Source organism: Peteryoungia algae (genome assembly GCF_030369675.1).
Classification (GTDB): domain Bacteria; phylum Pseudomonadota; class Alphaproteobacteria; order Rhizobiales; family Rhizobiaceae; genus Allorhizobium; species Allorhizobium algae.
On the sequence record NZ_CP128477.1, the window covers coordinates 1,499,458 to 1,516,320 of the forward strand.

Genomic DNA, 16,863 nt, shown 5'->3' on the forward strand with positions numbered 1-16,863 from the left:
CTCTCGGGACTTCAGACGAAGGGCGTGGCTCGCCCACCCGGACGGGCCTCCGCATGGCGCCACCGCAAAATCCTCACCGCACTGCGCCCGCTTGACGACTGACATCGCAGGCTTTAAATAAACCACTTGGTTAATTAACCAAATGGATAACCATGAGCAGCGACCCTTTGTCCTTGACATTGTCCGCCTTGGCCGACCCGACGCGTCGCGCAATCCTCGCGCGGCTAGCCACCGGCGAAGCAACCGTCAACGAGCTGGCAGAACCTTTTGACATGAGCCTTCCGGCTGTTTCCAAACACCTGAAAGTGCTGGAACGGGCGAAGCTCATTTCGCGCGGGCGCAGTGCCCAGTGGCGCCCCTGCCGACTGGAACCCGAGCCCCTGAAAACTGTCGATGGCTGGCTTGGCGATTATCGCAAGCTTTGGGAGCACAGGCTTGATCGCCTGGAGGATTACCTGGCCGCAATCCAGAAGGAACGCGAAGACGTGAAGGATGATGAAGAATGACTGACAAGCTGGAAATCTTGAACGAGCGTCTGCTCCCCGCAGACCCGTCAGCCGTATTCAACGCGATTGCTGACCCAAAGCTGCTGGCGCTGTGGTGGGGACCGCACGGCTTTACCAATCGCATCGACGAATTCGACTTTCGCGCCGGCGGCGATTGGCGCGTGACCATGACATCATCTGACGGCACCGATTTCGCCAACCGGTGGACCTTTCAAGAAATCGAACCCGGACGCCGCGTGGTCGCCCTTCACCATGAACCGATGCACGTCTTCACGCTGGAGATGACATTCGAGGGCGCGGAACCGGGCACACGTCTGAAGTGGCGCATGCTGTTCGAGCCGACGGAGGAAAACCGGGAGATCCAGAAATTCATTCACGCCGCCAACGACCAGAATTTGGAACGCCTCGAACAGGTCCTGCAAGGAGGAAACCAGTGAGATGACGAGCACACTGGATCCTTCCCGCATCCTGGAGGTCGAGCGCCTCGTCGCCGCTCCCATCGATCTTGTCTTCGAGATGTTTGCAGATGCCCGCCATCTCGATGCGTGGTGGGGGCCGGATGGCTTCCAGAACGAAACCCACGAGATTGAATTCTCGGTCGGCGGTTTTTGGCGCTACACCATGCATGGTCCGGACGGCAGGGATTGGCCGAACTGGATCCGCTATCAGGACATCGCACCGCCGACCCGCATCGCCTATGAGCACGGTGGCGAGATGGGAGAGCCCGCACATTTCGATGGGATCATCACCCTTCGCGATGAAGGTGAGCAGACCCGCGTCATCCTGACCCTCGTCTTCCCGACGCAGGAGGCGCGCGACGCAACCTTCAAGTTTGGCGCAGTGGAGGGTGGCAAGCAGACGCTTGCCCGTCTTGCCGCCTATGCCAGGGAACGCCACGCGGCGGCGGGAGACAACTGAAGGTCAGAGGCTCAGCTTGGGTGTTTCTGTTTCGCCAGAATGGCAAGGGCAATCCCCCCGATGACACAGACGCCAGCGACGATGAAATGCAGCGTCAGCCGCTCGTTGAGAAAAAGGATCCCACCGAGCGCTGCAATGACAGGGACTGACAGCTGGATCAGCGCCGCCTGAAAGGTCTCAAGACCCCTGAGCGCCCTATACCAGATCGCATAGCCGAGGCCCGACGCGACGATGCCAGACGCCAGTGCCAGGATCACCCCGGTCGGCGTCGCTGTCTCATAAAGGGCTGCGACCACAGCGAGCGGCAGACAGAAGGCGGAGGCCCGGACAAAATTGCCAGCGGTCTGGCCGATCGGATCCTGCGATCCGCGGCCACGCAACGTGTAGACAGCCCACGCAACGCCCGAGGCGATCATCAGAGCACAGCCGACCGGGTCCGGCCGTCCCACGCCGGGCAGAATGAGATAGACGAATGCGGCAAACGCGATTGCGAAGCCGATGACTTCCCGCAGGCTCGGACGGTCACCCTTGAAAAGCCCGAACGTGACCATGCTTGCCTGCACGGAGGAAAAGAGGATCAAGGCGCCGGTCGCGGCTCCGAGGGAAAGATAGGCGGCGGAAAAGGCGATGGCATAGACGAAGAGCGCCGTTGCCGCCCACCAGTCGCCCGGCAAGGCAGGCCCCGCTGTGCGAGAGATGGTCTGCCCGCGCCGCATCAGACCATAGAGCACCACCGCCCCCGAGATGATCCTCACGGCTGTATACCCGGCGGCCCCGATCGAAACGTCCCCCAGAGCCTCGCGGGCCAAAAGCGAATTCGCGGCGAAGGCAAGCATGGCCAAAGCGGTTAAGACGAATGTCGATTGCAAAGCTATCTCCCAGCGACATCCTGCAGCGGTGTCGATGTGTCCGCAGGATCGAACCCGTCTTAAACGCGAGCCTCTTCCGCTTGACAAGCCGACAGCGACAAAACAGTCGGCAGCGGCCCAGCTGTCATCGCGGACGCCTTCGTTGGGGCGATACGATCATGTCGCGTGATCCATCCCATCAATATTTGACGTTTGTCGAAATCGCTTCGTTACGGCAATCTGCAGCGGTTTGAACTGTGAGATATTGTCATGTCCGTGACTGTTGACGCTGTCGCCGGAAAGGCGACGCGGCGGGAGTGGATCGGTCTTTTGATCCTGTCCATTGCCTGCCTCATCTATTCGATGGACCTTTCGGTCCTGTTCCTGGCCACGCCCTCGATCGTGGCCGACCTCGATCCATCGGCCACCCAGCTCTTGTGGATCAACGACATCTACGGCTTCATGGTCGCCGGCTTTCTCGTCACCATGGGCACGCTCGGCGACCGCATCGGTCGTCGCAAGGTCCTGCTGACCGGCGCCTTCTTCTTCGGCGCGGCCTCGGTCTTTGCCGCCTTCGCCAACACTGCCTCCATGCTGATCGTCGCGCGCGCCCTTCTCGGCATCGCCGGCGCAACGATCGCCCCGTCAACTCTCTCGCTTGTCGTCAACCTGTTTCGTGACGAGAGCGAACGCAACCGGGCAATCAGCATCTGGGGCACCGCCTTTGCGCTGGGTGGCCTGATCGGCCCGTTGATCGGCGGTGTACTCCTGCAGTACTTCCACTGGGGATCGGTCTTCCTGATCAACGTCCCGATCATGGCGGCGCTCCTGGCCACGGCGCCCTTCCTTCTGCCGGAATACAAGGATGACAATGCCGGTCGACTTGACCTCATGAGCGTCGCGCTCTCGCTTCTGACCGTCCTGCCCATCGTCTACGGGTTGAAGAACATGGCAGCCGAGGGCTTTCACTCCACACAGCTTCTGCCGATTCTCTTTGGCATTGCTGTCGGTGTGATCTTCGTCAAGCGCCAGAAGATGCTCCAGCACCCGATGATCGATCTCGCACTGTTCAGGATCCCGGCCTTCACCGCCTCACTGGTGGTCAACCTCGCCGGCGTCTTCTTCATTTTCGGCATCTTCCTTTTCCAGAACCTCTTTATGCAGCTCGTCATCGGCCTCACGCCGCTCGAGGCCGCCCTCTGGTCCATTCCCTCATCGCTGGTCTTCACGGTCATGTCCTTCCAGGCCTGGCGCGTGACGAACAGGCTTGGACCGGTGAAAACCGTCTTGCTGGGACTTGTGGTCAATGCACTTGGCACCGGTCTGATGGCGATCGCCGCCTGGTATTCGAGCCTCATCGGCGTGCTCGGCGCCAGCATGATCATGGGCCTGGGCTTTGTACCCGTCATCCTGACAACGACGGGACTGATCGTCGGCACAGCCCCTCCGGAGCGGGCGGGCTCGGCATCCGCCATTTCGGAGACCAGTGCGGAGTTTGGCGGAGCTCTGGGCGTGGCGATCCTCGGCAGCCTTGGAACGCTCATCTATCGCTTCGGGATGCAGAATGCGGATCTGACCGCGCTTTCAGTGGCAGACAGGGACTCGGTCATCTCGACATTGGGGACGGCGCTTGAATTGGCACGCAACAGCGGAAATCTGGCCGCACCCTGGCTCGACCTGGCACGCGAGAGCTATGCCCATGGCTTCGCGCTCTGCTGCGCCCTCGCCACCTTGACCCTGCTGTTGCTTGCCGCCATAGCCGCAAGAGTCTACGCCCGCACCGAGCTCGACGAAAGCCGGATTGCCGGCCAATAGAGATCGTTGCTAGAGGCCCGGCAGGGTGTCGAACAGGCGCTTCACACCTTGCAGATCGGATCGGAAGGCCTCGAGACTGCGTGCCTTCAGATCCTCATCGGGCATACGCAAGATTGCTGCAGGATGTGTTGTGACAAGCAGCATCCGGTCTTCCTGCATCGGGATCGGCATGCCGCGGACTTCGGCGATCGGCCGGCTTTCGCCCGTAAGCGAAAGATAGGCGGTTGCCCCCAGTGCCACCACGATGCGCGGCTTGATCACCTCGATTTCCTTGGCCACCCACCAGCGGCAATGGGCGACTTCGCCTGCATCGGGGCGCATGTGGATGCGCCGCTTGCCGCGCCGCTCATATTTGAAATGCTTGACGGCATTGGTGACATACACCTGGCTCCGGTCGATCCCGGCCGCCTCAATGGCCTCGTCGAAGACCTTCCCGGCGGGACCGATGAAAGGTCGTCCCGCGAGGTCCTCCGTGTCGCCGGGCTGTTCGCCGACGAAGAGGACTTCGGCATCGACGGGTCCCTCGCCGAATACGGTCTGTGTCGCATGGCAATGCAGTAAACACCGCGTGCAAGCGGACGCTTCCTGACGCAGGCGTTCAAGCGGCGGCAGATCGACCGCCGCCTCTTCGTCCCGTCCACGCCACTGCGCCTGTAACCGCTCGTGAAAGGCCGGCGGCTGGCTCGCCTGCCGCGCTGCCATCTCGGCCACGCGACGTTCGGCGCCCGCGATCAGGTCTGGAATGAGCGACGCCTCGGGCATGTTCTTCCAGTATTTCTTCGGCATCTCCGACTGCATGGCTCGGATCTTCAAACGTGCCGGATTGAAGATATTGGCGAAGTAGGTACGCCAGAGTTCATCCGTCGCGTCCTCGGCCGTCGGTCGGGCGGCGGGCTCGCGGGAGGTCTTCAGCGCTTCTCCGTTCCAGGCGGCAGATCCCCTGGGCGTTGCGATCAGCCAGTCCATGTCGGTGAAGCGCCGTTGAAAGAAGCCCGCCGTGCGGGAGACGATGAAATGCTCCGGCTCGAACCAGGCGACGAAACGCCGGCGCTCGGCCTGAACAGCCTCTACCTCGCGAAACCGCACGAAGGCTTTCATCTTGTGGCTGTCACGCCTCACATTCTTGATCAGTCGCATGAGCAGTGCGACGTCGGCATCGGACCTCACCTGCAACAGGCTGCGCTCCGCCTGGAGGCGCCAGAGGATGCGATAGAGAAGCGAAAACCGATCAGGATCCGAATGGCAGATCGCCGTTTCTGCCGCCTCGATGAAACCCTTGGGCACGACCATGTCCGACGGCGCGGTGTGCCCGGGTTCTGGCCCATCGACAGCGCCGAACAGATCCTCCCCCTGTCCAGCAACCTGCCAGCGAACCTCGTCCGGCGCGACCGCATCTGCAAGCAGACGGCGGGCGGCATGCCGCCATTCACCGAACTCCCCTCGCCCGTCGAGCGTGACCGTCCGCATCAAAAGAGCGACAACTGTTCGGCCGGCGGCGCAAAGACGGCGCGAAGATCCGTACGGTCGAGGCTGCGATTGGGCGACCAGCCCTCTGCGACGATGAAGGATCGCACCTTCTTCAAGGACACGCCAAGCCGCGCCAGGTCTTCGAGCCTCACCCGCCTGTGGCGCCGGGCAGACAAAAGTCCGTTGACCGTCTTTGTGCCGAAACCGGGCACGCGCAACAGCGTCTCACGATCCGCCTTGTTGACATCGACAGGAAAGCGGTCGCGATTGGCGAGCGCCCAGGCGAGCTTCGGGTCCAGCTCGAGATCGAGCATGCCACCCTGCCCGATCGATGAAATCTCCTCGACCGAGAAACCGTAGAAGCGATAGAGCCAGTCGGCCTGATAGAGGCGATGCTCGCGCATCAGCGGCGGCTTGATCAGCGGGAGGTTTTTCGAACTGTCCGGGATCGGGCTGAATGCGGAATAATAGACCCGCTTCAGGCCATAGGAGCTGTAGAGCCGCGCACTCGATCCGAGGATCGTCGCGTCATCGGCGCCATCAGCCCCGACGATCATTTGCGTGCTCTGTCCGCCGGGAACGAATTTCTTGCGCCGGCCGGTATGCGTTGGCTCGCGGGCCTCATCGATCTTCAGCCTCAGATCCGCCATGGACCGGCGGATGTTCACGGGCCGCTTTTCAGGAGCGTATCGTTCGAGCCCGTGATCGGTCGGCAATTCGATATTGATCGACAGACGGTCGGCATAGAGGCCTGCCTCTTCCACCAGATGCGCCGAGGCCTCGGGGATCGTCTTCAGGTGAATATAGCCGCGGAAATCATGCTTGGTCCTGAGGTCTCTCGCGACCGTCACCATTTCCGCCATCGTATCGTCGGAGGAGCGGATGATGCCAGACGACAGAAACAGCCCCTCGATATAGTTGCGCCGATAGAACTCGATCGTCAGCCACACCACTTCCTCCGGTGTAAAGCGGGCGCGTTCGATATTGCTCGACGAGCGATTGATGCAATAGGCGCAGTCGTAGATGCAGAAATTCGTCAGCAGGATCTTCAACAGAGAGATGCATCGACCATCCGGCGCATAGGCATGGCAGATCCCTGAACCCTCTGTCGACCCCAGACCACCAGAGGCCGCAGAATCGCGCTTGGTCGTCCCGCTCGACGCGCAGGACGCATCGTATTTGGCAGCGTCGGAGAGAATGGCGAGACGTTCTTTGAGAGACTTCTTCATTTTTATGTTCTCTATACGTTCTCCTGACTTCCGTCAAGAAAAAGACCTGCGACATTCCGTCTCCACACCTGCCAAGCAATTGAGAAAGTTAGCGTTTTCGAGCCTGAAACGGCGATGTGGAATCAGGTGTCGAAAACTCTGGAAATTGCGCTGACCATTCTGCTATAGTCCCGCTCAACCTGATTTGTGACATGGTTCCGCAGCTTTGCTTCGGAACCTGTTTTCTTTTGTGTCCGCTGTGCGGCCATGAATACGAAGGAAGACGAAATGGTAGACAAGGTACCGATGACGCAGAACGGCTTCGTCCGGCTCAACGAAGAGTTGCGCTGGCGCCAGCAGGAAGAGCGTCCCCGCATCATCGAGGCGATTGCAGAGGCGCGCGCCCATGGCGATCTCTCCGAGAATGCGGAGTATCACGCCGCCAAGGAAGCGCAGAGCCACAACGAGGGCCGCGTCGGCGAACTGGAAGACCTGATCGCACGTGCAGAAGTCATCGATCTCTCGAAGATGTCCGGCTCCAAGATCAAGTTCGGCGCGACCGTAAAGCTCATCGACGAGGACACCGATGAAGAGAAGACCTACCAGATCGTCGGCGACCAGGAAGCCGATGTGAAGGCTGGCCGTATCTCGATCTCCTCGCCGATCGCCCGCGCGCTGATCGGCAAGGAAGTCGGCGACAACATCGAAGTCGTCGCCCCGGGCGGCTCCAAGGCCTACGAGATCCTCGCGGTCAAGTGGGGCTGATCTAGGCCGGAAGGGCTTTCCCGTGTCGCAATCCCTCGAGGAGATCACTGTGATCGCGCCGCATTTCAAGCGGCGCCTTTCAGGGGTAACGTCGACGGTCATCCAGCTCATACCCGAGCAGCGACGACAGGGCCTTGGAATTCTGACGTTCGGGCCCGGCCTGCCCGGGCATCTGCCGAAAATGCGCTGGGCGCAACTGCCCGGGCTCTGGAAGAGACCGAAAGCCGCCTCCGACCGCGTCTGGCATGCCCGCCGCAACAACGAGATGCTGGCTGGCCTGATCCTCCGCGACGTCTGTCGAATGCCGCTCAAGCTGCTCTTTACCTCGGCGGCTCAACGGAACCACAGCCGCTATACCCGCTGGCTCATCTCGAAAATGGACGCCGTGGTCGCGACCAATGCGAAGTCTGGCTCGTTCCTCAAGGTCCCCCACACCGTCATCCGCCATGGTGTGGACCTTGAGCTTTTCCATCCAGCCGATGGTATGGATACAGACCTCCCGGAGGATCTGCATGGCCGTCTGCTGGTCGGTTGCTTCGGTCGCGTGCGACACCAGAAGGGCACGGATCTCTTCGTTCGCGCCATGATCGAGCTTTTGCCGCAGAACCCTCAATGGACCGCGGTCATCTGCGGGCGCATTACCCCCGAGCATTCCGGGTTTGCCGATCAACTCAGGGCAGACATCGCGCGAGCCGGGTTGACCGATCGCATCCGCTTTCTGGGCGAAGTAGGCGACATCAAGCCCTGGTACCGTCACCTGGCTCTCTACGTCGCGCCCTCACGCAATGAGGGATTTGGCCTGACGCCGCTCGAGGCCATGGCGTCGGGCACGGCAGTGGTGGCGAGCGATGCCGGCGCCTATGCCGAGATGATTGTCGAAGGCGAGACCGGAGCGGTTGTCCCGGCAGGCGACTATGACCGTCTTCGCGATGCGATCTCGGACTTCCTGGTCCCCGAGAAAGCAAAACTGGCTGGCCGCAAGGGACGCGATCACGTCGTGGAAAGTTTCGGGCTCCAGCACGAAGCACGAGCACTCGGTAATGTATACGACAGTCTGATCCAGCAGCGAATGGTAGCGACGCATGAGTGACGTGGAATTCATCTGCCATACGAAACAGTTGAGCGCATTGTGCAGCCATTCCGCGGGGAGGATTCTGCCGATACCGACGAGGCTTGGACAGATCTGCAGCGGATTGATCAAAAAACGCGGCTTGATGGGCTTCCTCTCCGCGCTCATCGGAACGAATGCCGTCCCTGATCCGGGTTACCTCGTCGACAGGAACCTGATGCGCAGACAGATCCGCCTGCCGCAACTGTATTCCATCACACCAATTCGCAACACATACCGCTTTTTCCTGCTGCTGCGCGCCCGTTTGCAGGCGGCCCTGGTCAGCGCCCACTTCGAGGATCATCCGCAAGCAAGGGCCCTGGTCTTCAACGGGTATCTGATGCCGGACTCGATAACGAAGGCTGTCAGCGAGACCCTTGGACGAGAGACGCTCGTGCTGGAGAACGGCTTCTTTCCCCGAACCAGCCAGGCGGATACCGTCGGCATCAACTTTGACAGCACGCTGCCCCGCGACCGCGCATTCTACGAGTGGGTGGCCGACAAGATCTCGGATGAGCGCCCGCTAGAGCTGGTGAGACGCCCGTCCAAGCAGAAAGCGGCCGATCAGGTTGAGACGCCGCCGCGCTACATCTTCGTGCCCATGCAGGTACCAAGTGACATGCAGATCCTCAAGCATTCGCCATGGATCTCTGACATGAAACACTTGTATCAGGTAATCCATGGACTGGCGGAGCGCTTTCCGGAACGCGAGTTCGTGGTGAAGGAGCATCCGAGCTTTCCCCTGTCCATACAGCCGCAGATAAGTCGTCACCCCCGAATATCATTCGCAAATCACAATGAAACGAGACAATTGATCGAAGGCGCCGAGGCGGTGCTGACGGTGAATTCGACGGTAGGTCTTGAGAGCCTTCTACTCGGCAAGAAGGTGATCACCTTGGGAAATGCGCCCTACAATGTCGAAGGAATGGTCCTGCAAGCTCGAAACGAGCAGGAGCTCCACTCCGCACTCGCTGCAATCGATAGCTGGACGCCGAACACCACGGTGACCAACGCCTTTATTCGATACGTCCACAACGTCTTTCTCCTGCGCGGGGATGTCCGCAAGGGTGATGCTGAGATACTGGATGCACTCGGCTCCCGGGCTAGTGGCACGGATGAACATGCGCGTCTGACCGAGGCCTATGGCAGAGGCGTGGCTCGTACCGCTCCAGCAGATTGACCGCCTGCAGGCTCGAACGCATCCGGATTCGCATAAAGCAAAAACCCGGCGACAAGATCTGCATGATCTGCAATTTCTGAGGCGCTTCGCAGCCCCCTCAGATCTCCACCATCCCCAGCTTCTTCACTTGCCGGATGGTGAGCATCGTCCTGACGGTGTCGACATGTTCGTTCGCCGTCAGCACCTCGATGACGAAATCCTGGAATTTCGTCAGATTTCCCGCCACGCAATGCAGCAGGAAGTCGCTGTCGCCGTTGACCATCCAGGCCTGGCGCACGATCGGCCAGCTGTCCGTTGCTGCGGCAAAGGCCTTGAGATTGGCTTCCGACTGGTGCTTCAGGCCCACCATGCAGAAGGCGACAAGGTCGTAACCCAGCCGGCTTGCATTCAGGTCTGCGTGATAGCTTTCGATCACGCCTGCCTCTTCGAGCTTGCGCACCCGCCTCAGGCAGGGCGGCGCCGAGATCCCCACGCGCTCGGAGAGTTCCACATTGGTCATGCGTCCATCGCGCTGCAGTTCCTTGAGGATCCTGAGGTCGATGGCGTCGAGTTCTACCTTGAGCACGGCCGTTCCTTTTGAAGATGTGTCCGTTATCTACTCCAACCGGCGCAATTGGCAAGATTCAGCCACGTTCACGCACAATTATTGCGTGGGTCGGCAATGCCCTGTTGCTAATGCGCCCGCATGCCTTGAATTGCGCTTCGCTTCGATCCTAAATGAGCGGCAGTTGCGCGAGGACCGGACAAGAGCCATATCGAGGCCCCGGTCGACACCGACTGCGCGTTGAAAGGAAGCGACATGACTGCCCGCCACACCAAGGTGCTGATCATCGGCTCCGGCCCTGCCGGCTACACTGCAGCGATCTACGCCGCCCGCGCCATGCTGAAGCCGGTTCTGATCGCCGGCATGGAACAGGGTGGCCAGTTGATGATCACGACCGATGTCGAGAATTATCCAGGCTTTGCCGATCCGATCCAGGGCCCCTGGCTGATGGAACAGATGCTCAACCAGGCGATCCATGTCGGGACCGAGATCGTCAGCGACCTCGTCACCGAAGTCGACACCGTCAATCGCCCCTTCACGGTGAAGACCGACAGCGGTCAGGTCTGGACCGCCGACACGCTGATCATCTGCACCGGTGCCAAGGCCAAGTGGCTCGGCATTGAAAGCGAGCAGCATTTCCAGGGCTTCGGCGTTTCCGCCTGCGCCACCTGCGATGGCTTCTTCTATCGCAACAAAGACGTGATCGTGGTCGGCGGTGGCAATTCCGCGGTCGAAGAAGCGCTTTATCTCTCGCATATCTGCAAGTCGGTCACGGTCGTGCACCGGCGCGACAGTTTCCGCTCTGAAAAGATCCTGCAGGAGCGCCTCTTCGCCAAGGATAATATCCGTGTTCTCTGGAACACCACGGTCGAGGAAATCACCGGCGCGCCGGCCAAGCCGCCCATGCCGCCCTCGGTGTCCGGCGTCCGGCTCAAGGACCGGCTCACGGGCGCTGTCAGCGACATGCCGATCGACGGCGTCTTCGTCGCGATTGGCCACGCACCGGCGGTCGAACTCTTCAAGGACAAGCTGAAGCTCAAGTCCAACGGCTATCTCTGGACCGCGCCCGATTCTACAGCGACCGACGTGCCCGGCATCTTCGCTGCCGGTGACGTGACCGATGACATCTATCGTCAGGCGATCACCGCCGCCGGCATGGGATGCATGGCGGCACTGGAAGCCGAACGCTACCTGTCGGCAATCCCGGTGGATGCGCAGCAAGCCGCGGAGTAAACCGACGTGAAGGGGGCCAGCATGCCGTTGGACTGGGACAAACTGCGCATTTTCCACGCGGCTGCCGAAGCTGGGTCCTTTACCCATGCCGCAGACAAGCTGCATCTGTCCCAGTCGGCGATCAGCCGCCAGGTTTCCTCCCTGGAACAGGATATCGGCGTAAAACTCTTTCATCGCCATGCCCGAGGCCTGATCCTCACAGAACAGGGCGAATTGCTCTACCGCACGGCCCATGACGTTCTCTTGAAACTGCAGACGGTCAAAATGCAGCTCACCGAGACGACGGAAAAGCCGTCCGGCAAGTTGCGTGTCACGACCACGGTGGGCCTCGGCCAGGGGTGGCTGACCGACAAGGTGCAGGAATTCCTCCAGCTCTACCCCGATATGTCGATCCAGCTCCTCCTCGACAACGAGGAGCTCGACGTGAACATGCGCCACGCCGACTGCGCGATTCGTCTGCGACAGCCACAGCAGTCGGACCTCATCCAGCGCAAACTCTTCACCGTGCACATGCACGTCTATGCGGCTCCGTCCTACATCAATCGCTATGGTGAGCCGCAATCGATCGAGGATCTGGACAACCACAAGATCATCACCTTCGGGGAGCCGGCGCCAAACTACCTTCTGGACGTCAACTGGCTGGAGGTCGCGGGTCGTTCCTCCGACAATCCGCGCATGCCGCACCTGCAGATCAACAGTCTGACATCGATCAAGCGCGCCTGCCTGCTCGGCATCGGCATCGCCATGCTGCCGGATTACATCGTCGGGCGTGATCCGGGTCTGTTGCAGCTCGTGACCAGCGCGGACGTCCCCTCCTTTGACACCTATTTCTGCTACCCCGACGAAATCAAGAACGCGGCAAAGCTGAAGGCATTCAGGGACTTCATCGTCGCCAAAGCCCGCAACTGGAACTTCTGAGTTTTTTATCGACCGGCCGTCTTTGTCTGCCACACACACAGACCTGCAGCTTGCGCATGCCTGACATGCATAAAAAAGCATTGTTCACTGCACAAAAAACCACCATATCGCACACAGCTGATGCACATGGTGGCTTTTTCCTCCCAGTTCCACCGCAGCAGCTGTTCCCCTCTGGAGGTTTTTGACCTTCACAATTCAAAGGGCCCTGGTTTACCGGTGGCCCTCTTTTTTTGTTTTCTCGATGGAACGATAAGCTCCGCTCCCCGTTGAAGCGCCAGGCGGAGTAGACACCGCCCGCATTTCTGCGGGCGCCCTGTGATCGCACCGCCACAGTTTCGTTTTGGTTGCTTGCATTGGAGGGGACATGGTCCTGGAGGACGTAATGAAGGCGCTGGCACACCCGGCCCGCATGGAAATGTTGATCTGGCTGAAGCAACCGATGGAATTTTTCGGCATACCTGATGCCGAAGCGGTCGACGGCATCAGCGCCGGGCAGTTCGAACGTTCAGGCCTCTCCCAGTCTGCCGTGTCCGCCCATCTCGCAACCCTGCAACGTGCCGGCCTGATCAGCTCGCGACGGGTCGGACAGCGGGTTCTCTATCGCCGCAACGAAGAATCTATTGCCGAATTCGTGAAGACCTTGAACGAAACACTCTGATGCCCCACATCGGGATTCCCAATGAACCTTCCCATCATTGGAAACTCCCGAGAGGTTTCATGTCCAAGCTTTTTGAACCGACATCCGTCGGCGGCATCCCGCTTTCCAACCGCATCGCCATGGCGCCGCTGACGCGCAATCGTTCGCCGGGCGCCGTGCCCAACGATTTGAACATCGAGTATTACCGCCAGCGCGCGACGGCCGGCCTGATCATCAGTGAAGGCACGGCGATCACCCATCAGGCGCAAGGCTATGCCGATGTACCCGGCCTCTACAAATCCGAAGCGATCGAGGGCTGGAAGAAGGTGACGGACGCCGTGCACAAGGCGGGCGGCAGGATCGTCACCCAGATCTGGCATGTCGGCCGGATCTCCCATACCAGCCTGCAACCCGAAGGCGGCAAGCCGGTTGCCCCGTCTCCTGTCGCGGCCAAGTCCAAGACCTATGTGCTGAACGCTGACGGTTCCGGCGCCTTCGTCGAAACATCTGAACCGCGCGCGCTCGAAACTGCCGAGCTTCCCGGCATCATCGAGGATTACCGCAAGGCGGCCCGCGCGGCTGTCGAGGCGGGCTTCGACGGCGTCGAGATTCATGCCGCCAACGGCTACCTGCTCGAGCAGTTCATGCGTTCGAACAGCAACCAGCGCACGGATCAATATGGTGGCTCGATCGAGAATCGCATCCGACTGACGCTGGAAGTCGTGGACGCCGTGACCAAGGAAATCGGCGCCGACAAGACCGGCATCCGCATCTCGCCGACGACACCGGCCAATGATGTCTCCGATCCCGACCCCAAGGCCGTCTACACCGCGCTTGTCGAAGCGCTGGCAAAACGCGATCTGGCCTTCTTGCACGTCATCGAAGGTGCCACCGGCGGCCCACGTGACGTCCTGCCCTTCGACTGGAAGGCCCTCAAGTCCGCCTATCGCGACGCCGGAGGCAAGGGTGCCTGGATCGCCAACAACGGCTATGACCGCGCGTCCGCCATCGAGGCCGTCGAAAGCGGTTACGCCGATCTCGTCGCCTTCGGCCGCCCCTTCATCGCCAATCCGGACCTCGTCCGCCGCCTGAAGGAAGATGCCGCCCTCAATCCTCTGGACCAGGCTACGCTGTATGGCGGCGGCGCCGAGGGTTACACCACCTATCCGGCTCTCGCCTGATACGCGAAAGGGCTCCCGCAAAACCGGGAGCCCTTTTTTCATGCTGACGTGCCGTCACTTCAACGGCGAAACCCCAGCCGCAAGGTGAGACGCGCCGCAAGCAAGCCCATCAGCAGCCCATTGACAGGATGCAGAGCCCCGATCAGCGGCTGGACCTGACCGCTGGCCGCCAACGCGACCTGAAGCAGGTAGAGGCCAAGCAATCCGCCGGCCATCGACCGATATTCGCGCAGGCCAGCGATGAAGGATGTCAGGAAGAGCCCCATGATCGGCACGCCGACAGCCCCGCCGGTCGCAGCATGTGCCTCCCATCCGGTCCCGCCCCCGAATACCGTCATCCCGGCAAGAAAAAACTGGACGGCGATCCCGACAAGGGTGAGCGCCGCAAGAGCGCGAAAGCCAAGTCGAGGCATCGAAGAAACGGACATTGCGCGGCTCACTGTCCGCCTCCAGCAATCAGCTCTGTGCCCTTTGATGCAACCATGGCGTCAGGCTCAGGAAGGCAACCCAGGCTCCGCAGCGTGACCTTGACGGCCTGATCGATCGGCGTGCGCGGCTCCTCGCCGAGGAAAGCACACAGGGCGCCATTGTCGAGCCGGATCGTCTTCCGCCACAGGTACCGCATCTCGTGCAGTTCCCTTAGCAGCGGCACGAAAGGACGGAGAAAGCCTGTCAGCCGCCATGGGAAGTGAAACGAACGGATATTGGCGCGACCGACTGCCCGGCCGATCGACTGCACCATCTGCATTCCGTCATGGTCGTAGAAACCTTCCATGTGGAAACGGGCGAAACTTGGCAATTCGTCTGCCCGGTCAAGAAGTCGCATGAAGGTTTCTGCGACATCCGGCAGATAGGCCCAGGCATGACCTGCGCCCTTGCGGCCCGGATTGAGGACGAACCGAATGGGCTTGCCGGGTTGGACCAGCCCCTGCGCAAACCAGTTGTTTCCTGCATCAGGCCCGAAGAAGTCTCCGGCCCGGACGATGATCACGACAACGCCCTCGCCTGCCGCTCGCTCGAGACGCTGCTCTAGTTCGACACGGATCCGACCCTTCACGGTCTGCGGCGCCTGACGGCTCTCCTCCTTCAGCAGCGGAAACGTATCGGCGCCGAAATTGTAGATCGTACCCGGCATCAGGATTCGGGCCCCCACAGCGCGGGCGGCGGCGATCGTGTTGTCGATCATCGGCAGCACGAGTTCACCCCAGTTCCGGTAGCCGGGCGGATTGACGCCATGAACGATGACACTGGCGCCCCGCGCGGCATGCAGCACATCGTCTGCTATCATGGCATCCCCGGACACCCATTCATAACGCGGGCGCATCAGGTGCTGCTTCTCTGGCCTACGGTGCATCGCACGCACGCGGTAGCCGCGCTGTAGGAGCGCTTGCGCAAGTGCCCCGCCGACGCCGCCGGTGGCGCCAAGGACGAGCGCGAGGGGAGCCTGCAGGGAGGCCTTGGAAAAGTCTGTCATTGTCATCTCCTGTGTTTGAACTGGAGTGACTCTGTCATTTCCGTGTGATATTCAAAATTGCCAAATATCGTACACATGACATTCAAAAATGTATGACTCCTAACCACATCAGCTGGGACCACTATCGAACCTTTCTCTTCGTCATCGAGACGGGGTCGCTGTCTGCGGCCGCGCGCGCGCTGGGGCTCACCCAACCGACCGCCGGCCGGCACATCGAGGCATTGGAGCAAACCTTCGGAGCGCCCCTCTTTCTGCGAACCCAGCAGGGACTGCTGCCGACCGAAAAAGCCCTGGCCATGCGGGCGCATGCAAAGACCATGGCTGCCATGTCTTCGGCCCTCGCCCGTATCGCCTCCGGCGACATGGAGAACGTGCGCGGCACGGTTCGCATCAGCGCGAGCGAAGTGATCGCGGCGGAATCGCTGCCGCCCATCCTTGCCAGGCTTCAGGAGGCCCACCCGAGCCTGGAGATAGAACTATCCGCCTCTGATAGGATCGAGGACCTGCTGCAGCAGGAAGCCGATATTGCCATCCGCATGGTGCGCCCCACCCAGTCCGCCCTGGTCAGCCGCCGCATAGGACACATCTCGCTCGGCCTTCATGCCCATCGCAGCTATCTCGATCGCCACGGCGTTCCCAAATCGCTGGAGGACCTGAAGGAGCATCGTTTGATCGGCTTCGATCGACAGCTCGCCTATATCCGGGATCTGCTGAAAACCCGCCCCAATCTCGCAGGCGTGACATTCGACTTTCGCACCGACAGCAATCTCGTCCAGCTGGCGGCGATCCGCGCCGGTCTCGGAATTGGCATTTGCCAGAATGCGATCGGCGCCCGCGATCCCGATCTCGTGGAGGTCCTGCCGGACGCGCTCGATCTCGCGCTCGAAACCTTTGTGGTGATGCATGAAAACCTGAAGACTGTGCCGCGGTTTCGCAGCACTTTCGATGCCCTCGCCGCCGGTCTCGGCGACTGGATCAGGGTCGGCGACGGCAAGGATCTGCCCCCTCCACCGCACTGAATCAGGAAATGAACAGACCCGGCCAGGTCATTGATCCTGTTC

At 60.8% G+C, this 16,863-nt stretch carries 18 protein-coding genes; 12 read left to right on the forward strand and 6 right to left on the reverse strand.

What is annotated here, in order from left to right; genetic code table 11:
• Positions 1-152: 152 nt before the first annotated feature.
• Genes QTL56_RS07370 through QTL56_RS07380 form a run of 3 tightly spaced genes read left to right on the forward strand, consistent with a single transcriptional unit; the run spans position 153 to position 1,424 of the window.
• Positions 153-506 (forward strand): ArsR/SmtB family transcription factor, encoded by a 354-nt coding sequence (locus QTL56_RS07370; RefSeq protein WP_245136443.1) that lies wholly within the window; start codon positions 153-155, stop codon positions 504-506.
• Positions 503-943 carry an SRPBCC domain-containing protein gene (locus QTL56_RS07375; RefSeq protein WP_245136442.1) on the forward strand — a complete coding sequence of 147 codons (441 nt, stop codon included), beginning with the start codon at positions 503-505 and terminating at the stop codon, positions 941-943. Before QTL56_RS07370 ends, QTL56_RS07375 begins: the two co-directional genes overlap by 4 nt.
• A gap of 1 nt (position 944) precedes the next feature.
• Entirely contained in the window at positions 945-1,424 is a 480-nt protein-coding gene (locus QTL56_RS07380) for an SRPBCC family protein (RefSeq protein WP_229574008.1), read from the forward strand.
• 11 nt (positions 1,425-1,435) lie between these two features.
• Here the strand turns inward: QTL56_RS07380 and QTL56_RS07385 are convergent, their stop codons facing one another.
• Positions 1,436-2,293, reverse strand: coding sequence for a DMT family transporter (locus QTL56_RS07385; protein ID WP_245136441.1), 858 nt, complete (start codon positions 2,291-2,293; stop codon positions 1,436-1,438).
• Positions 2,294-2,542: 249 nt separating this feature from the next.
• Here QTL56_RS07385 and QTL56_RS07390 point away from each other — a divergent pair, with 249 nt between their 5' ends.
• A complete protein-coding gene (locus QTL56_RS07390; RefSeq protein WP_245136440.1) occupies positions 2,543-4,087 on the forward strand; it encodes an MFS transporter in 1,545 nt (514 codons plus the stop codon).
• Positions 4,088-4,096: 9 nt separating this feature from the next.
• Here QTL56_RS07390 and QTL56_RS07395 read toward each other — a convergent pair whose 3' ends face one another.
• Together QTL56_RS07395 and QTL56_RS07400 are read right to left on the reverse strand one after the other, a co-directional pair.
• A complete protein-coding gene (locus QTL56_RS07395; RefSeq protein WP_245136439.1) occupies positions 4,097-5,554 on the reverse strand; it encodes a UdgX family uracil-DNA binding protein in 1,458 nt (485 codons plus the stop codon).
• On the reverse strand, positions 5,554-6,783 hold the full coding sequence (locus QTL56_RS07400) for a putative DNA modification/repair radical SAM protein (RefSeq protein WP_245136438.1): 1,230 nt from the start codon (positions 6,781-6,783) through the stop codon (positions 5,554-5,556). Before QTL56_RS07400 ends, QTL56_RS07395 begins: the two co-directional genes overlap by 1 nt.
• Positions 6,784-7,050: 267 nt before the next feature.
• Between QTL56_RS07400 and greA the strand changes: the two genes are divergently transcribed.
• Genes greA through QTL56_RS07415 form a run of 3 tightly spaced genes read left to right on the forward strand, consistent with a single transcriptional unit; the run spans position 7,051 to position 9,815 of the window.
• Positions 7,051-7,527, forward strand: a complete 477-nt coding sequence (gene greA, locus QTL56_RS07405; protein WP_229574017.1) for a transcription elongation factor GreA — start codon at positions 7,051-7,053, stop codon at positions 7,525-7,527.
• A gap of 22 nt (positions 7,528-7,549) precedes the next feature.
• Entirely contained in the window at positions 7,550-8,617 is a 1,068-nt protein-coding gene (locus QTL56_RS07410) for a glycosyltransferase family 4 protein (RefSeq protein ID WP_245136437.1), read from the forward strand.
• Positions 8,610-9,815 carry a capsular polysaccharide export protein, LipB/KpsS family gene (locus QTL56_RS07415; protein WP_245136436.1) on the forward strand — a complete coding sequence of 402 codons (1,206 nt, stop codon included), beginning with the start codon at positions 8,610-8,612 and terminating at the stop codon, positions 9,813-9,815. Before QTL56_RS07410 ends, QTL56_RS07415 begins: the two co-directional genes overlap by 8 nt.
• Before the next feature lie 97 nt (positions 9,816-9,912).
• Here the strand turns inward: QTL56_RS07415 and QTL56_RS07420 are convergent, their stop codons facing one another.
• Positions 9,913-10,380, reverse strand: coding sequence for an Lrp/AsnC family transcriptional regulator (locus QTL56_RS07420; protein WP_229574026.1), 468 nt, complete (start codon positions 10,378-10,380; stop codon positions 9,913-9,915).
• A gap of 234 nt (positions 10,381-10,614) precedes the next feature.
• On the opposite strand from QTL56_RS07420, the gene trxB reads away from it, so the two are divergent.
• The 4 genes from trxB to QTL56_RS07440 all read left to right on the forward strand — a co-directional run bounded on the left by trxB (position 10,615) and on the right by QTL56_RS07440 (position 14,328).
• Positions 10,615-11,592, forward strand: a complete 978-nt coding sequence (trxB, locus tag QTL56_RS07425; protein WP_229574028.1) for a thioredoxin-disulfide reductase — start codon at positions 10,615-10,617, stop codon at positions 11,590-11,592.
• Positions 11,593-11,613: 21 nt separating this feature from the next.
• A complete protein-coding gene (locus QTL56_RS07430) occupies positions 11,614-12,510 on the forward strand; it encodes a LysR family transcriptional regulator VtlR (protein ID WP_229574029.1) in 897 nt (298 codons plus the stop codon).
• Between the two features lie 364 nt (positions 12,511-12,874).
• Positions 12,875-13,168, forward strand: coding sequence for an ArsR/SmtB family transcription factor (locus QTL56_RS07435; RefSeq protein ID WP_229574031.1), 294 nt, complete (start codon positions 12,875-12,877; stop codon positions 13,166-13,168).
• A 59-nt stretch (positions 13,169-13,227) separates the two neighbouring features.
• Positions 13,228-14,328, forward strand: a complete 1,101-nt coding sequence (locus QTL56_RS07440; RefSeq protein ID WP_245136435.1) for an alkene reductase — start codon at positions 13,228-13,230, stop codon at positions 14,326-14,328.
• 59 nt (positions 14,329-14,387) lie between these two features.
• Here QTL56_RS07440 and QTL56_RS07445 read toward each other — a convergent pair whose 3' ends face one another.
• Complete coding sequence (locus tag QTL56_RS07445; RefSeq protein WP_245136434.1) at positions 14,388-14,756, reverse strand: DUF6220 domain-containing protein; 369 nt, start codon at positions 14,754-14,756, stop codon at positions 14,388-14,390.
• Between the two features lie 8 nt (positions 14,757-14,764).
• On the reverse strand, positions 14,765-15,802 hold the full coding sequence (locus QTL56_RS07450; RefSeq protein WP_245136433.1) for an NAD(P)H-binding protein: 1,038 nt from the start codon (positions 15,800-15,802) through the stop codon (positions 14,765-14,767).
• A 92-nt stretch (positions 15,803-15,894) separates the two neighbouring features.
• Here QTL56_RS07450 and QTL56_RS07455 point away from each other — a divergent pair, with 92 nt between their 5' ends.
• On the forward strand, positions 15,895-16,821 hold the full coding sequence (locus tag QTL56_RS07455) for a LysR family transcriptional regulator (RefSeq protein WP_245136432.1): 927 nt from the start codon (positions 15,895-15,897) through the stop codon (positions 16,819-16,821).
• The last annotated feature ends 42 nt before the right edge of the window (positions 16,822-16,863 follow it).

Bases quoted from the DNA above. Each gene is read 5' to 3' on its own strand.
- QTL56_RS07455 (WP_245136432.1), top strand. From the start codon at position 15,895: ATGACTCCTAACCACATCAGCTGGGACCACTATCGAACCTTTCTCTTC.
- QTL56_RS07450 (WP_245136433.1), bottom strand. From the start codon at position 15,802: ATGACAGACTTTTCCAAGGCCTCCCTGCAGGCTCCCCTCGCGCTCGTC.
- QTL56_RS07400 (WP_245136438.1), bottom strand. From the start codon at position 6,783: ATGAAGAAGTCTCTCAAAGAACGTCTCGCCATTCTCTCCGACGCTGCC.
- QTL56_RS07435 (WP_229574031.1), top strand. From the start codon at position 12,875: ATGGTCCTGGAGGACGTAATGAAGGCGCTGGCACACCCGGCCCGCATG.
- QTL56_RS07440 (WP_245136435.1), top strand. From the start codon at position 13,228: ATGTCCAAGCTTTTTGAACCGACATCCGTCGGCGGCATCCCGCTTTCC.
- QTL56_RS07430 (WP_229574029.1), top strand. From the start codon at position 11,614: ATGCCGTTGGACTGGGACAAACTGCGCATTTTCCACGCGGCTGCCGAA.
- greA (WP_229574017.1), top strand. From the start codon at position 7,051: ATGGTAGACAAGGTACCGATGACGCAGAACGGCTTCGTCCGGCTCAAC.
- QTL56_RS07395 (WP_245136439.1), bottom strand. From the start codon at position 5,554: ATGCGGACGGTCACGCTCGACGGGCGAGGGGAGTTCGGTGAATGGCGG.
- QTL56_RS07445 (WP_245136434.1), bottom strand. From the start codon at position 14,756: ATGTCCGTTTCTTCGATGCCTCGACTTGGCTTTCGCGCTCTTGCGGCG.
- trxB (WP_229574028.1), top strand. From the start codon at position 10,615: ATGACTGCCCGCCACACCAAGGTGCTGATCATCGGCTCCGGCCCTGCC.
- QTL56_RS07375 (WP_245136442.1), top strand. From the start codon at position 503: ATGACTGACAAGCTGGAAATCTTGAACGAGCGTCTGCTCCCCGCAGAC.
- QTL56_RS07415 (WP_245136436.1), top strand. From the start codon at position 8,610: ATGAGTGACGTGGAATTCATCTGCCATACGAAACAGTTGAGCGCATTG.
- QTL56_RS07380 (WP_229574008.1), top strand. From the start codon at position 945: ATGACGAGCACACTGGATCCTTCCCGCATCCTGGAGGTCGAGCGCCTC.
- QTL56_RS07390 (WP_245136440.1), top strand. From the start codon at position 2,543: ATGTCCGTGACTGTTGACGCTGTCGCCGGAAAGGCGACGCGGCGGGAG.
- QTL56_RS07370 (WP_245136443.1), top strand. From the start codon at position 153: ATGAGCAGCGACCCTTTGTCCTTGACATTGTCCGCCTTGGCCGACCCG.